Raw genomic sequence first — 14,987 nt, 5'->3', positions numbered from 1 at the left:
CCCCAGGCCCGGAGCGCGGGCCTGGGGTCGAAGGGTCCGTGCGGCGGTCAGTCCCGCATCGGGAAGAGCCCCTGCACGCACATTACATAGCTGAGGCCATTTGGCGCGGCGCCACGCAGGTCCGGAAGCTGGAAGGTCGTGGTGCCGTTCCCGCCGTACAGTGTGCCCAGCAACGCGAACAAGGCCTGGTTCTGGGCAATGGACAGCACCTGTCCCCTCAGGGGCAGCCCGGAAGCGACACCGCCGGCGGTAAGCCAGACTTCGCCCAGCGTGCATTCTCCACCTCGCCCGCTGGCCGCGTAGCTGGTGTTCGAACCGAAGCGTGCATCCGGGACCACCGGCCCGGCCGGGCCTTCGGGACCCTGCGGGCCGGCGGGGCCGGTGGCGCCTGTCGGACCGGTGGGCCCGGTCGCGCCTGGGACGCCTTGGGGACCGACGGGGCCGGCCGGGCCGGTGGCGCCGATCTCGCCGGGAATGCCCTGGGGACCCTGGGGACCATCGGCGCCCGTTTCACCGCGCGGACCCATGACACCCTGGGGACGGTCTCGCCGGCAACGCCCGGAATGCCTTGGACGCCCTGTTCACCCTTGGGGCCCTGCTCACCCTGCGCACCCTGCTCGCCCTGGGGGCCGCGATCGCCCTGCGGACCCTGCGCGCCCCGCTCGCCCTGGACCCCCTGCTCACCCTGCGGGCCCGATTCGCCCTGCGGCCCCTGCGGGCCGATCTCGCCCTGCGGACCCTGGGGGCCCACCGGGCCCAGGGCACCGATCGTCAGCGGATACTCCACCCGGCCCTGCGGCGCGAGGGTCTGGGTGATGCCCAGCATGTAGTCGCCCGCCGGCGGCAACCCGCCGCGCAGCGTGCAGGTGAGCAGCGTGCGGTCCGGCGAGCTTCGGCAATCCGGGGTGATGTCGCCGGGTTCGCCCTCGGCGCCCAGGGTCACCCTCATGCCCATCGGCATGCGCAGGAAGTTCTCGCCCACGACCACCAGTGTGTTCACTTCCTCCAGTGTCATGACGGCCTTGATGACGGGATCACCCGACACGGCATGCACGGATGGCGCGTACGCCAGGGACAGCACCGCGCCCACGGCGGCACAAAGGACGAGCTTCTGCATGGTTTCCCCCTGATGAGATGACGTCTAGCGGTGCGGATCGTGCCTGATCCGCGCCACCCGCGACAGTGTCGTCGTTCCCATCAGTGGAAAGTGTCCTCCATGTCCTCGCGCAGCCCAAAACGTGACCCCGTCGAGCCACGACATGGCGCGCCTGCGAGGACGGTCACACTGCACGCCGCCCGATGCCCGCTGCTCGCGGGACATCGGGCCACCTGGTCCTTACCCGTGGGTCTGGCCTGCCCCGAGATCGAAGCGATCAAGGTTCATCACCTTGTCCCAGATGCGCACGAACTCGTGCACGTAGCCTTCGTTCGCATCGTCGGAGGCGTACACCTCGGCCAGCGCGCGCAATTGCGAATTCGAGCCGAAGACCAGGTCGACGACGGTCGCGGTCCACTTGGGCTTGCCCGTCTTCCGGTCCTTGCCCTCGAGCAGGTTCTTGTCGGCCGAGTTGCGCTCCCACACCGTGCCCATGTCGAGCAGGTTCCTGAAGAAGTCGTTGCTCAAGGTGCCGGGTCGATCGGTGAACACACCGTGCTTCGAGCCACCGTGATTCGCACCGAGCACGCGCAGGCCGCCGAGCAGCACGGTCATCTGCGGTGCGGTCAGGGTCAGCAACTGGGCCTTGTCGACCAGCATTTCCGTGTCGCCGACCTCCATGTCCTTGCGCACGTAGTTGCGGAAACCATCGGCCAGGGGCTCGAGCCAGTTGAACGACTCGACGTCGGTCTGCTCCTGCGAGGCATCGGTGCGCCCCGGGGTGAAGGGCACCTTGATGTCGACCCCGCCCTTCTTCGCCGCCGCCTCGACCGCCGCGCAGCCACCCAGCACGATCAGGTCGGCCAGCGACACCTTCTTGCCACCGGACTGGGCGCCGTTGAATTCCTTCTGGATGCCTTCCAGCACGCCCAGCACCTTGGTCAGCTCCTCGGGCTGGTTGACCTCCCAGTCCTTCTGCGGGGCCAGGCGGATGCGCGCGCCATTGGCACCGCCGCGCATGTCGCTGCCGCGGAAGGTCGAGGCCGAGGCCCAGGCGGTGCTGACCAGTTGTTCCGTGGACAGCCCGGAGTCGAGCAGCTTCTTCTTCAGCCCGGCGATGTCGTTGTCGTTGACCAGGGGGTGGTCCACGGCCGGCACCGGGTCCTGCCACACCAGTTCCTCCTTCGGAACCAGGGGGCCGAGATAGCGCGCGATCGGACCCATGTCGCGGTGGGTCAGCTTGAACCAGGCGCGGGCGAACGCATCGGCGAACTCCTGCGGGTTGTCCTTGAAGCGGCGCGAGATCTTCTCGTAGGCCGGATCCATGCGCATCGCCATGTCGGCGGTGGACATCATCGGCTGGTGGCGCTTGTTCGGATCGTAGGCGTCGGGCACGGAATCCTTGCCGGCATCGCCCTTGGGCTTCCACTGGTGCGCGCCGGCCGGGCTCTTGGTGAGCTCCCACTCGTAGCCGAACAGGTTCTCGAAGTAGCCCATGTCCCACTTCGTCGGATGGTTGGTCCAGGCGCCCTCGAGGCCGCTGGTGATGGCATGGGTGCCGACGCCGCTCTGGAAGGTGTTCTTCCAGCCGAAGCCCTGGTCGACGATGTCGCCGCCCTCCGGCTCGGCACCGACGTGGTCGGGCTCGCCGGCACCATGGCACTTGCCGAAGGTGTGGCCGCCGGCGACCAGCGCCACGGTCTCCTCGTCGTCCATCGCCATGCGCGCGAAGGTGTCGCGGATGTCGCGGGCCGAGGCCAGCGGGTCGGGGTTGCCGTCCGGGCCCTGGGGATTCACGTAGATCAGGCCCATCTGCACCGCCGCCAGCGGGTTGGCCAGCTCGCGGTCGCCGGAGTAGCGGCTGTTCTCGGTGTCGCTGGTGGCCAGCCACTCTTCCTCGGGCCCCCAATGGATGTCCTCGCGGGGCTCCCAGATGTCCTCGCGCCCGCCGCCGAAGCCGAAGGTCTTGAAGCCCATCGACTCCAGGGCGACGTTGCCGGTCAGGATGAACAGGTCGGCCCAGGACAGCTTGCGGCCGTACTTCTTCTTGATCGGCCAAAGCAGGCGCCGGGCCTTGTCGAGGTTGCCGTTGTCGGGCCAGCTGTTGAGCGGCGCGAAGCGCTGACCGCCGGTGTTGGCACCGCCACGCCCGTCCTGCACGCGGTAGGTGCCGGCGGAATGCCAGGCCATGCGGATGAACAGCGGACCGTAGTGGCCGTAGTCGGCGGGCCACCACTCCTGCGAATCGGTCATCACCTCGTGCAGGTCCTTGATCACCGCATCGAGGTCGAGGCTGTTGAACTCCTTGGCGTAGTCGAACGACTCGTCCATCGGATCGGACAGCCTGGATCCCTGGTGCAGCATCGACAGGCTGAGCTGGTTGGGCCACCAGTCGCGGTTGGTGCGCCGCCCCTTCGGCTTCTTTCCGGCGTCGCCATTGAACGGGCACTTGGCTTCATCTGACATGGTGTCCTCCCTGGTGATGTCGATTGGTCACTCCGATACTGCGCCTCCCAGGGGCATAGGTGAAATTGTTCTTTGTGATTAGTTCGATAGCGCGGGTATATCGGCAGGCGCGGTCCGGCCACATGGGTTGTGCGGGGAAAGAGGCCGCATACTGGCTTTCGGCAGGTAACCCTCGATCGCGAAGAGGATGAAGGATGGCCTCCCCTCCCGAATCGGAGACTGCAGTCGACGTGGCGGCGCGAAGGCGGCGCCGATGAAGCGGACCTTGCTCGCGCTCCTGACGGTCACGTTCGCGGCCATCCTTGGCACCTACCTGGTGTATCGCGCCGAACTGTCCTCGGTCCGGGATCGGCTCGAAGCGGGCTCGCGCATCGCTGCGACCGCGTGCGGGGACGTGGAGTACTCGAGCCGGGGCGAGGGCCGCGCGGTTTTGCTGGTCCATGGTGCCGGGGGTGGCTACGACCAGGTCGCGGACTTCGCCGAGCTGCTGGCCGCTTCCGGCCACCAGGCGATCGCCATGTCGCGCTTCGGGTACCTCCGAACGCCGCTTCCGGCGGATGGATCCCCGTCGGCCCAGGCCGCGCCCACGCCTGCCTGCTGGACGCGCTTGGCGTACCCCGGGCCACCATCCTCGGGCTGTCGGCCGGCGCGCCTTCGGCAATGGAGTTCTGCATCCGACACGAACGGCGCTGCAGCGCCCTGGTCCTGCTGGTCCCGGCCATCCCGGTCCCCGGGCGGGACGTGGCCGAGACGACACCGCCCTCGCCTTTGTGGCAGTTCGTGTTCGATCACGTGCTGCAGTCCGACTTCGTCATCTGGGCTGTCACGCGGCTACGCCACGAGATGCTGATCGAGACGGTGCTGGCGACGCCGCTGGATGTCTACCGCAACGCCAGTCCGGCCGAACAGGCGCGCGCGCGTGCCGTGGTCGAGGGCGTGTTCCCGGTGGGTCCCAAGCGGGCGGGACTGGAGAACGATGCCCGGATGACGCACGCTGCGTCGGCGCATGCGATGGAACTCATCACCGCGCCCACGCTGGCCATCAGCACACGAGACGATCTGTACGACACCGCTGCCGGTGCGGAGTACGCGGCAAGCCGGATCACGGACTCGCGGCTGATCGTCTTTCCTTCGGGCGGGCATGCCTGGTTGGGACACGACCAGGCGGTTCGCGACGCCCTGGTCGCCTTCCTGGACGAGACGCGGCATTGATCGCGGCGCAACCGCGCGCGTCAGCGGAACGGCACGCCGTGCGGCTCGATGAAATCCGTCGCGATGCCAAGGCCGATGAGACCAATCAGCAATACGGACAGCGCGATGCGCTTGGTCAGCGCATTGACGGTGCGTTGTGTGCTGCCCTTGTCGGTGAGCATGTAGTACAGGCCGGCAAACAGGTTGTAGCCGATCAGGCAGAAGAACCCCAGGATCAGCAGCGTCTTCAAGGCGTTGCTCCGGTGGCGGAGGGGCTGCGACCGGTGTCGCGCAGCCCGTCGAGGAAGGGCTTGATGATGAAGCGGCGACGGAGGAAGAACGCGGCCGTCATGACCCCCAGGAACGCGCCGTAGGACACGACCGTCGCGAGGACCTGCGGCCAGATCGCATCGAACGTGGTATCGGCATTGAGCACGCTCCACTGCGTGGCGGCGACGGCCGCCAGGCTGGCGAGGGTGAGGCTGGCCACGTCGAAGCCCCAGCGCAGCAAGGTTCGCGGCTGGCGCGGATAGACCCAGTACACGACCGCCAGGATCGCGTACCAGGGCAGGAAGAGGATGAAGGCAAGATTGAGCTCGACGGTCTCGTTCACAGGCTTCGCAACACGGGTTTGACCAGGTGCTAGCCTAGGCCTTCCAGAACAGATTCCCCCGTATCAGTTTTCGGCGGAAAAACCATATCAGTTACATGTCTGCGGGCCGCATCCGATGAAGCGCTACGAAGCCCTCGCGGCCGATGTCGCCGCCTCCATCCAGTCCGGCACGCTCAAGCCCGGGGACAAGCTGCCCTCGGTGCGCCAGGCCAGCAGCAGCCGCCACGTCAGCCCTGCCACGGTGTTCCAGGCCTACTACCTGCTCGAGGCGAAGGGGCTCATCCGGGCGAAGGCCCGCTCGGGCTACTACGTCGCGCAGGGGGTGAAGACGCTGCCTCCAGAGCCCGAGACGGCATCCCGGCCCGATGGCGAGGCGCGCCCGGTCGAGGTCAGCGAACTGGTGCTTGGCATCCTCGAGTCGGCCATGTCCCGCGACGTGGTGCCGCTGGGTTCCGCGTTTCCCAGCCCGCTGCTGTTCCCGTTCGCGCGCCTCGGGAGGGCCACGGCCGTGGCCGCCGCCAAGCTCGATCCGTGGATGACCGTGGAAGACCTGGCCCCCGGAAGTCCGGCGCTGCGCCAGCAGATCGCCCTGCGCTACCTGGTGGACGGCGCCCAGGTCGCACCCGATCACATCGTGGTGACCAACGGCGCCATGGAGGCGCTCAACCTGTGCCTGAGCGCGGTGTGCAAGCCGGGCGACACGGTGCTGGTCGAGGCGCCCTGCTTCTATGCCTGCCTGCAGGCGCTCGAACGGCTGGGGCTGCACGCGGTCGAGGTGGCGACCGATCCGCGCGAGGGCATCGACCTCGATGCGCTGGAGACCGCGATCACTAGGCACGAACCGAAGGCCTGCTGGGTGATGACGAACTTCCAGAACCCGCTGGGTTGTTCGATGGGTGCGGAGAAAAAGAAGGCATTGGTCGAACTGGTCACCAGGCACCGCGTGCCACTGATCGAGGACGACGTCTATGGCGAGCTCTATTACGGACACCGCCGGCCCGTCCCCACAAAGAGCTTCGACACCGAGGGCTGGGTCATGCACTGCAGCTCGTTCTCGAAGACGCTAGCCCCGGGCTATCGCGTCGGATGGACCAGCCCGGGCCGGTTCCTTAGGGAAGTCACCTACCAGAAGCTGACCACCTCGCTGTCGACGTCGATCCCCGCCCAGCTCGGGCTTGCCCGCTACCTGGAGCGCGGCAGCCACGAAAGGCACTTCCGGGAGCTCAGGCTGGCTCTCGCGAAGAACCGCGACCTGTATACCGAAGCCATCCGCCAGTACTTCCCCGGCGACACCCGGGTCAGCCGCCCGGCCGGCGGGTACTTCCTGTGGGTCGAGCTGCCACGCAAGGTCGACGCCCTGCTCCTGCACCGCATGGCGATGACTGAAAACATGAGCATCGCCCCCGGACCGATGTTCTCCGCGTCGCGCGACTTCACCCGCTGCGTGCGCATCAACCACGGACATCCGCTGACCACGCGGGTCGAGTCCGCGCTGGGAAAGCTCGGGAAGCTGGCACGGAAGCTTGCCAGGTGAGCGGGAGGCCTGGCATCCAGGCGCAGGTTCCCGCCCGCCCCGACACCCTTTGAACCGGTTCGTCGTTCCGGCGCACCTATGATGCATTGAGGGGTGGAACGGGCTGACAGGCAGTGAATCGCGATAGCGAGCGGATCTTCGACGAGTACCTGGTGACGGCCGCAAGGGCCGGCGACCGGGAGGCGCTCGCCCGCTTGGTCGCGCGCTTCCAGCCCCGCCTGCTGCGCCACGCCTGGCGGGTGCTGGGCGAAGCGGAGCGGGCGCGCGACATGGTGCAGGAGGCCTGGGTCGAGATCCTTCGCGGGCTCGGGCGGCTCGACGATGCCGCTGCGTTCCCGGCGTGGGCCTACCGGATCGTGACACGGCGCTGCCAGAAGCAGTTTCGCCAGTCCGGCCGGGAGCGGGCAGCCCCGGAAGAGGAGGCCGACGGGATCGCTGTAGAAGCACCGGGCACGCCTTCGGCCGAGATCGCCTTCGACCTGTCCCGGGTCCTGGAGGCGATCGCGACCCTCCCTGCACCCCAGCGCGCCGCCTTGGCGCTGTTCCATACCGAGGAACTGAGCGTGGCGGAGATCGCCATTGCCCTCGACGTACCGCCGGGAACGGTCAAGACCCGGCTCATGCATGCGCGACGCAAGGTCCGCGCGCTACTGGAAGGATGCAGCGATGAACAAGCTGGATGAAATGATCGGACGGGCCCTGACCGACGAGGACCGCGAGCTGCTGTCGCGGCATGGCGAGCCGGGATACGTGGCGCAGGCACTGGGGATCTTCCGCGGGCCGATGGCGTGGGCCTTGTGGGTGGCCTACGTGGCAGGTGCTTTGGCGTTCATCGTCGGCGCCTACGCCCTGTGGCAGATGGTCGCGGCGACCGACCCGCTGGCGGCGGTGAAATGGGGCGTGGGCGCGGTGCTCCTGTTCCAGTTGGCCACGCTGACGAAGTCCTTCATGGGCAGCCACATGCAGGCCAACCGCCTGCTGCGCGAGCTCAAGCGACTCGAGCTGCAGGTGTCGCTGCTGCGGTCGGAGGCGCCGGCCGGAAGCTCGGTTTCGCGGGAGTGACCCCCGCCGGTGGCTACCTGCCCGCACGCCGTCCCTGGGACGGCTCGCGTCCCGGTGCGGGCAGGGCGTCCACCGCCGCACTGGCCCGCAGGAATGCCGCCAGTTCCGCCAGCACTCCCGCATCCTTGAGCACCCCACGGTGTCCCAGGCCTTGCGTCGAGAGCAGGCGCGCGTCGGGCCAGTGTTCGGCGACAGCCTCGCCGTCGGTCCACGGCGTATCGGTGTCGTCGCGGTCGTGCACCACGAGGGTCGGCGGCACCGGCACGCGCGACGGGGTCAGGCGCATGTCCAGCTCATCCCACGCAAAGCCGAGGCGGCGCTCGGCACGGCCCAGCCAGCGCCGCATCACTGCATCGCTGAAGCCAAGCAGGCGCTGGAACCGGGCGGCGTAGTCCATCGGCCGGGCAAGCGGGGCCAGCAGCACCACCCGCCTGGTGCGCAGGCCCTGCTGCATCGCCCACGCGGCGGCGGTACAGCCGCCGGAATGGGCCACCAGTGCGTGCAGCGGTCCGAACGCGTGCTCGGCGGCCAGCAGGGTGCGGCCGAACTCGAGCAGATGCGCGCGTCGCGGCCCCCACTCGCTGGGGCCGGAGCGCCCGTGGCCGGGTGCATCGAACGCCACCACACGCATGCCGTTGGCCACCAGGGCCTCGATCACCGCCTGCAGTCGGCCGGATTCGCTGCCCCAGCCGTGCATCACCAGGGCCACCGGGCCCTCGCCCCATGCGCGCCCTTCGACATGGGCGCAGCCCACCCGCAGCTGCAGCAATTCCCCGCTGTCGAGAAAGGCCTCGATGCCCGCATTGGAGCGGCGCGCCGGCGGGGTGAACCAGAAGCGCTCGGCCACCAGCGAGGTCACGCCGGGTGCCACCGCGCCGAGCACGCGGTGCGCGAGGCGCAGCGCCAGCAGTTGCCGCGGTGGGCGGGGGCCCTTGCTCGGGGCGAGCATGATCGTTGTCGCGTTCATGGCGATCTCCATTCGGGATGCAGGAATGCAGCGGGGGGGGGTCAGTGCGGTCGCAACCGGAACCGCTCGCGGTAGTCGGCCGGGGTCATCCGGGTGGCGCGCTTGAAAAGCTTCCGGAAGCTGGAGACATCGCGGTAGCCGCAGCGCTCCATCACTTCCTCGAAGCTCAGATGGGTGGTCTCCAGCAAGGCCTTGGCGCGCTCCACCCGCAGGCGCTGGATGTGCGCCAGCGGACTGAGGCCGTATTCGCTGTGGAAGCGACGCAGCAGGCTGCGTTCGCTGGTGCCGCAGTGGGCGGCCAGTTCGGACACGCTCAACTCGCGGTGCAGCTCGCGCTGTACGAAGCGTTCCGCGCGTTCGGTCAGCGAATGGCGCGGGCGCTCTTCCAGCGCGCGGCTGATGTAGGGCGCCTGGCTCTGGCGGTCGGCATCGATGAGCAGGATGCGCGAGGCCTGCCGGGCCAGGTCCGCGCCGCCCACCCGGGCCACCAGCTGCAGCATGTACTGGTCGACCGCGGTGGCGGCCCCGGTGGTGGTGACCGTACCGTCCTCGACCAGGATCTCCTCGACCTGCAGACGCACCCGCGGGAAGCGCTTCCGGAAGGCGCGATCCAGCCACCAGCTTGTCGTGGCACGGCGGCCATCCAGCACGCCTGCCTCGCCCAGCAGGAAACCACCGGAGCAGGCCGAAGCCAACGGCACGCCGCGCGCGTGCAAGGACTGCAACAGCGCGATCTCGCGATCGAGGCCGGCCAACCGGCCGATCAGGTCGCTGCCGCCGACGTGCATCACGCCCGGGACCAGCAGCGTGTCGATCGGCGTGCTGGCGGCGTCCAGCGCGGCGACCTTCTGGCCGCCGACGGTGGGGATCTGGCGCGGGCCCGAAGCGCTGACCAGTACCGTGGACAGTCGCAGCCCGGTGCCGGGATCGCGGCTGCGGGCAACCTGCTCGGCCACGCGCAGCATGTCCACCGGGACCGCCAGGCTGGACAGCATCATCTCGTCGAGCCCGAGCACCCCAAGGGTGAAACTGGCGCCGCTCATCGCGGCGACAGTGCCGGCCGCACCGCCAGGGCTGGAGAGTGCACAGGACGCAGGTTGTACAACACGGTGGGTGACATGACTCGCTCCACGATGCGGGCCATCAGCTGCCCGGCGAAGCCAGCATCGCGCAGCTCCAGCGCGGACGGCAGTGGCGGAAACGACATCATCATGGCGAAAACAGCCAGCGCAGTCACGGCCGCGGAGAATCCGGCGGGCCGCCACGCGCCTGGTCGATCAGCGGTAACCCTGCGCCTGCAGCGCGAACAGATGCGCGTAGTGTCCTTCCCGCGCCATCAGCTCGTCGTGGCTGCCACGCTCGATGATGCGGCCGTCCTGGATGACGACGATCTGGTCGGCCATGCGCACGGTGGAGAAGCGATGCGAGATCAGGATGGCGATGCGGTTGGTGGTGAGCCCGCGGAAGTGCTCGAAGATCGTCGCTTCGGCTTCCGCGTCCATCGCCGCGGTCGGTTCGTCGAGCACCAGGATGTCCGCGCGCAAGCGCATGAAGGCGCGGGCCAGGGCGATCTTCTGCCACTGGCCGCCGGACAGCTCGCGCCCGTCGCGGAACCACTTGCCCAGCTGCGTATCGAAGCCGGCCGGCAGCGCCTCGATGAACGGCGTGGCCATGCCCATGTCGGCGGCCGCCCGCCAGCGCTCGCGGTCCTCGAAGTGTTCGACGTCGCCGACGCCGACGTTCTCGCCCACGCGCATCTGGTAGCGGGCGAAGTCCTGGAAGATCACCCCGACCCGCTGGCGCAGGGTGGACTCGTCCCACTCGCGCAGGTCGCGGCCGTCGAGCAGGATGCGCCCCTGGTCCGGGTCGTACAGGCGCGTGAGCAGCTTGATCAGCGTGGTCTTGCCGGAGCCGTTCTGACCGACCAGGGCGAGTGATTCACCGGGACGGATGTGCAGGTCGATGTCCTGCAGTGCCGGCGCCTCGCTGCCGGGGTAGGTGAAGGACACGTTCTCGAAGCGGATGCCGTCGTCGGGATCGGGGCCGCGCAGCGCCGTGCCCTGCGCCGAGGGAACAGCGGTTTCCAGGTACTCGTAGAGCGTGGACAGGTAGAGGTTGTCCTCGTACATGCCGCTGATCGCCGAGAGGATCGCCGCCACGGCCGACTGGCCCTGGCGGAACAGCATCAGGTACATGGTCATCTGGCCCAGCGTGATGCGGCCGACCACCGCGGCCAGCGCGATCCACGCGTAGGCGGCGTACAGGGTCAGGGTGCCGATGAGGCCGAGCCCGAAGCCCCAGCCGTCGCGACGGATCGCCAGCTTGCGGTCTTCGCGGTAAAGCGTGTGGAAGATGCCGCGGTAGCGATCGAGCAGCAGCGGGCCGAGGCCGTAGAGCTTGACCTCCTTGGCGTGGTCCTCGCGCGCCAGCACGGTTTCCAGGTACATCTGCATGCGCGTTTCCGGCGAGCGCCAGCGGAACAGGCGGAAGGCATCGCCGGAGAACTTGGTTTCGGCCAGGAACGCGGGCAGCCCGGCCAGCAGCAGCACCGCAACGGCCCACGGCGAGAATTGCGCGAGCAGCACGCCGAAGCTGACCAGCGAGATGGCGTTCTGGGCCAGGCCGAACGTGCGCGTGACCAGCGACAGCGGGCGGCTGGAGGCTTCGCGCCGGGCGCGGGTGAGCTTGTCGTAGAACTCCGAATCCTCGAAGTGCGACAGCTGCAGGGTCAGCGCCTTCTCCAGGATCATGACGTTCACGCGCTGGCCCAGCTGCGCCCGCAGCAGCGACTGGCACAGCGAGATGCCGCGCTGCGCGCCCGCCATGGCCATCACCAGCAGCGCCTCCACGGCGATCAGCCAGAACACCGGCGCCATCTCCACCGCCGCGCCGGCCGCGACCGCGCGGCTGGCCGCCACCACCGCATCGACGATCAGCGCCCCCACCCAGGCCACGCCGGCCGGCAGCAGCCCGCCGACCAGCGTCAGCAGGCCCAGCCAGAGCGTCAGCGGCCGAGAGGTGCTCCACACCAGCTCCAGCGCGCGGCCGCTGAAGCGGAACACGCCGAGGAAGCTGCGGGTGAAGTCGTCGGTGTCGGGGCTGGAAACGGGGCCGTGGTGGGCCAAGCGGGATCCCTGCGAGCGGGCATCGGTAGGGATGCGGAACCCTCATGGTTGGGGCGTTGCGGCGGCGAAGCAACTGGGCGCCAGCACGATCGCATGAGCATGTTGGCGGGAAGACGGGCAAAGGGCAGGGAAAACGCGGCCTCCACCGTGTCGGTAGGAAGCAAGAATGTGCAGAACTTGCCGGCGTCGCCTACCAGCGGGCCGGGTGCGCCCCCGGAGCGGGCTTCGACGCGCTGGGACGCGATCCGGCCTCAGTCCGCGCTCGTTGCAACCCGGTTGCGCCCACCCGCCTTGGCGGAATACAGGGCCACGTCGGCGCGCTTGAGCATGTCGCGGCTTTGCTCGCCGTTTCGGTGCACAGCGACGCCGAAGCTTGCAGTCACACGACCGTAGTCCTTGATCGCAAGTGCCTCGATCGCGGCTCGCAGGCGCTCGGCCAGCCGCGACGCACCCTCGTTAACGGTGTCGGCGGCCAGGACCATGAACTCCTCGCCGCCCCAGCGGCTGACGTAATCCGAGTCACGCAGCTGGCTCGAAACGGCCTGTGCCACCTGCACCAGCACCTCATCGCCGGCATCGTGCCCGTGGGTGTCGTTGAATTGCTTGAAATGGTCGATGTCGAACATGACCACCGCGCAGGGACGGCCATAGCGTGCGGCGACCGAAACCTGGTGGTCGATGGCCTCCTCCATGCGATAGCGGTTCCACAGTCCGGTGAGGTGGTCGCTGGTGGCCAGGTGCTCGAGCCGCTGGTTGAGTCGACCGATCTCGCCGGCGGCGATCAACACCGCCAGGTTGCTGGCCAGGTCGGCGGCGCAGCGCAGCTCGGTCGAGGTCCATCGAGGGCTTCGTCCGTGCACGGTTTCCGCCCACGATTCGAAGCTCTGGCGCGGCGACAGATGGCCGCTTTCCCGGTCGATGGTTTTCTCGGGATTCCCCGCCCAGATGCGGGTTTCGGCCTTTTCCGGTCGAAACAGCAGCAGCGCGGCATGGCGCGGGCTTCGTATCGGCAGTGGCACGGCCAACATCCCCGCAGTCCGGGAGGGTTCGCACAACGCTGCCAGCCCGGTCAGGCGCAGCTCGCGCGACGACCAGGACTGCTCGCCGGGGTGATGGGCACCCAGCCAGTCGACGATGGCGTGGATCGCCGCTGCCTCCGGCACCTTGCCCAGGCTGGCGACGCGGTCTCCGGCGACCACCGCCGCGCCGCCGGCGCGGAACAGCTCCAGCCAGGCCGACCCCTGTCGCGCCACGATTTCTTCCGGGTCGGAGAATTCCGCCCGCTGGTCGACCAGGATGTCGCGACTGTCGTTGGCCCGCAGGATAAGCGCAGCTTCCTCGCGCGCCTGGATCAGCTCCAGTTGGACGCACGCGGTCTGGACCAGTGCGCGCAGGGCGTCGCGCAGCGCCGGTGAAAGAATGTTGGGGGGACGGTGCATGGCAGGCGAGCAAGCCCCACAAGCGGCCGTCCAGGTGCAGCGCGATCGACATCGACGCAACCACGCCCATGTTCGCCAGGTAGCGCACATGGATCGGCGCCGCCGCGCGCAGGATGCTCAGCGACAGGTCGAGGGGCGAGTCGTCGTCCGGGTCGATGGCCGGAACCAGCGGCACGGCCTGCGCCGCAGCATCCGGGATATCCCGCACGGACGTGAGGCCATAGAGCCGACGGACCTGGGCGGGGATGTCGCTGGCCGGGAAGTGGTGCCCCAGGTAGCTGCCGGCAGCCTCGGCCCGGCTTTCGGCGATGACGCTACCGTTCCAGTCCTCGTCGAACCGATAGACCATCACCCGCTCGTAGCCGGCGAGATCGCGAACCAGGGCGACCAGCGCCCGCAGCAGACCCTCGCGGCCCGTGTGTCGAGACAGGGCGGCCTGCCACTCGGCCAGGGCACCGAAGAGCACGCGCTCTGGTTGACCGGAGATCGGTTCAAGCTCCGCCACCACGCGTGAGCCGCTGCGGAACGGCAGCAGCCGAAAGCGTCGTACCTTGTCCCGCCTGCGCAACGAGATGATCAGCGCGCCGCGACCGCCCGGAGCGTCGAGCTGGGTTCGGATCTGATCGACCCGGCGGCGGGTGAGCAGCTGCCCGGGCGTCATGGTGAGCGCATCCTCCGGTGGAACGCCGAGGATGGATTCCAGGTTGGCACTGACCTGACGCACCTGCTGGAGGTTCTCGTCCATCGCTATGAGCGCGCCGTGCGGTTGGATCGCACCCGGAACATGCACGGGCTCACGCGCACAGGCGTCCAGCGCGGCCTTGAGTTCCTGCTCGTCCATCACCCGCACGCCTCCCGGCACCATTCCATTTTTCGCCGCCCGCGATCGAAGCCATCCAGATCGTCCTTGTAGTCGGCAAAGGCGGCCCGGGCACCGGCGATCGCGCGCTCGAGTTCGGCAGGCGCCTCCAACGCACGCTCCAGCATCGCCAGCAGGGCATTGCGGTCATCGGGCCCCATGGGCGCGCAAAGGAAGCGGCACGGCACGGAAGGGCCGAGACTGGACTGGACTCGCCTTGCAATGAACGCACCCCCCAGGCGCGACCCCTCCAGCACATAGACCCGCCCCAACCAGGCCGCACGCCCGCGCAAGGCGTCCGGTGCAACATCGGGTACCGGCGGTGCAGGCCAGCCCAACTCCACGAGATCGGCTTCCAGCAGTGCCAGGCGCGCAGACAACCCCAGCCCCGATTCGGAACAGTGGCGGCTTTGATGCACCAACCGCTCCAGTCGGGCATGCGGCCGGTACATGGCGGCGAGCGACTCCGCGTAAAGCTCGCGGGTGAGGTCGCTGCCGATCAGCCGCTGCAGCAGCGGGTGATGGTCCAGCGCGTGATGGGCCGCCGCCGTGGCGTCGCGCAATGACTGGTGCGCGCGGCTGCGTCGAGTGTCGGTCATGTCAGGCCAACGCCTTCAACGCGGCGGTCGCTTCGG

15 protein-coding genes and 1 pseudogene are annotated in these 14,987 nt (G+C 68.7%); 4 read left to right on the top strand and 12 right to left on the bottom strand.

Annotation, left to right across the window (positions count from 1 at the left end; translation table 11 throughout):
* Positions 1-47: 47 nt before the first annotated feature.
* From FU658_RS16080 to katG, 3 genes are all read right to left on the bottom strand, one after another.
* Positions 48-209 (bottom strand): phage tail protein, encoded by a 162-nt coding sequence (locus FU658_RS16080; RefSeq protein ID WP_187266069.1) that lies wholly within the window; start codon positions 207-209, stop codon positions 48-50.
* A gap of 8 nt (positions 210-217) precedes the next feature.
* Complete coding sequence (locus FU658_RS15670) at positions 218-1,117, bottom strand: collagen-like domain-containing protein (RefSeq protein WP_147892016.1); 900 nt, start codon at positions 1,115-1,117, stop codon at positions 218-220.
* Between the two features lie 219 nt (positions 1,118-1,336).
* Complete coding sequence (katG, locus tag FU658_RS10340) at positions 1,337-3,562, bottom strand: catalase/peroxidase HPI (RefSeq protein WP_147892015.1); 2,226 nt, start codon at positions 3,560-3,562, stop codon at positions 1,337-1,339.
* Positions 3,563-3,691: 129 nt separating this feature from the next.
* On the opposite strand from katG, the gene FU658_RS15815 reads away from it, so the two are divergent.
* Positions 3,692-4,774: an alpha/beta fold hydrolase gene (locus FU658_RS15815; protein WP_343195876.1), complete on the top strand. Its 1,083-nt coding sequence runs from the start codon at positions 3,692-3,694 to the stop codon at positions 4,772-4,774.
* Positions 4,775-4,794: 20 nt separating this feature from the next.
* Here FU658_RS15815 and FU658_RS10330 read toward each other — a convergent pair whose 3' ends face one another.
* Both FU658_RS10330 and FU658_RS10325 read right to left on the bottom strand, forming a co-directional pair.
* Positions 4,795-5,004 (bottom strand): DUF2909 domain-containing protein, encoded by a 210-nt coding sequence (locus FU658_RS10330; protein WP_147892013.1) that lies wholly within the window; start codon positions 5,002-5,004, stop codon positions 4,795-4,797.
* Entirely contained in the window at positions 5,001-5,366 is a 366-nt protein-coding gene (locus tag FU658_RS10325) for a hypothetical protein (RefSeq protein ID WP_147892012.1), read from the bottom strand. The genes FU658_RS10330 and FU658_RS10325 overlap by 4 nt, the downstream gene beginning before the upstream one ends.
* A gap of 115 nt (positions 5,367-5,481) precedes the next feature.
* Here FU658_RS10325 and FU658_RS10320 point away from each other — a divergent pair, with 115 nt between their 5' ends.
* The 3 genes from FU658_RS10320 (at position 5,482) to FU658_RS10310 (ending at position 7,962) form a co-directional block, all read left to right on the top strand.
* Entirely contained in the window at positions 5,482-6,900 is a 1,419-nt protein-coding gene (locus tag FU658_RS10320) for an aminotransferase-like domain-containing protein (protein ID WP_147892011.1), read from the top strand.
* A gap of 113 nt (positions 6,901-7,013) precedes the next feature.
* Positions 7,014-7,583, top strand: a complete 570-nt coding sequence (locus FU658_RS10315; RefSeq protein WP_147892010.1) for an RNA polymerase sigma factor — start codon at positions 7,014-7,016, stop codon at positions 7,581-7,583.
* Positions 7,567-7,962, top strand: a complete 396-nt coding sequence (locus FU658_RS10310) for a DUF6768 family protein (protein WP_147892009.1) — start codon at positions 7,567-7,569, stop codon at positions 7,960-7,962. Before FU658_RS10315 ends, FU658_RS10310 begins: the two co-directional genes overlap by 17 nt.
* 13 nt (positions 7,963-7,975) lie before the next feature.
* On the opposite strand, the gene FU658_RS10305 is transcribed toward FU658_RS10310, so the two are convergent.
* The 7 genes and pseudogenes from FU658_RS10305 to FU658_RS10285 all read right to left on the bottom strand — a co-directional run bounded on the left by FU658_RS10305 (position 7,976) and on the right by FU658_RS10285 (position 14,915).
* Positions 7,976-8,929, bottom strand: coding sequence for an alpha/beta fold hydrolase (locus FU658_RS10305; protein WP_187266052.1), 954 nt, complete (start codon positions 8,927-8,929; stop codon positions 7,976-7,978).
* 41 nt (positions 8,930-8,970) lie between these two features.
* Entirely contained in the window at positions 8,971-9,972 is a 1,002-nt protein-coding gene (locus FU658_RS10300) for a GlxA family transcriptional regulator (RefSeq protein ID WP_147892007.1), read from the bottom strand.
* A complete protein-coding gene (locus FU658_RS14465; RefSeq protein WP_187266051.1) occupies positions 9,969-10,142 on the bottom strand; it encodes a hypothetical protein in 174 nt (57 codons plus the stop codon). Before FU658_RS14465 ends, FU658_RS10300 begins: the two co-directional genes overlap by 4 nt.
* Before the next feature lie 64 nt (positions 10,143-10,206).
* Positions 10,207-12,054: an ABC transporter ATP-binding protein gene (locus FU658_RS10295; protein WP_255505546.1), complete on the bottom strand. Its 1,848-nt coding sequence runs from the start codon at positions 12,052-12,054 to the stop codon at positions 10,207-10,209.
* Between the two features lie 251 nt (positions 12,055-12,305).
* The gene (locus FU658_RS14785; RefSeq protein ID WP_222708416.1) at positions 12,306-13,493 is read right to left on the bottom strand and encodes a GGDEF domain-containing protein; all 1,188 of its coding nucleotides are present in this window, start codon (positions 13,491-13,493) and stop codon (positions 12,306-12,308) included.
* Positions 13,494-13,524: 31 nt separating this feature from the next.
* Positions 13,525-14,238, bottom strand: a pseudogene (locus tag FU658_RS16075) (GAF domain-containing protein); the annotation flags it as partial.
* Between the two features lie 95 nt (positions 14,239-14,333).
* Positions 14,334-14,915 carry a biliverdin-producing heme oxygenase gene (locus tag FU658_RS10285; protein WP_222708414.1) on the bottom strand — a complete coding sequence of 194 codons (582 nt, stop codon included), beginning with the start codon at positions 14,913-14,915 and terminating at the stop codon, positions 14,334-14,336.
* Between the last annotated feature and the right edge of the window lie 72 nt (positions 14,916-14,987).

Origin of the sequence: Alkalisalibacterium limincola, from assembly GCF_008017755.1 — a bacterium.
In the GTDB taxonomy this organism is placed as follows: Bacteria; Pseudomonadota; Gammaproteobacteria; order Xanthomonadales; family Xanthomonadaceae; genus Alkalisalibacterium; species Alkalisalibacterium limincola.
This window is presented reverse-complemented; position numbering and strand designations above follow the sequence as displayed.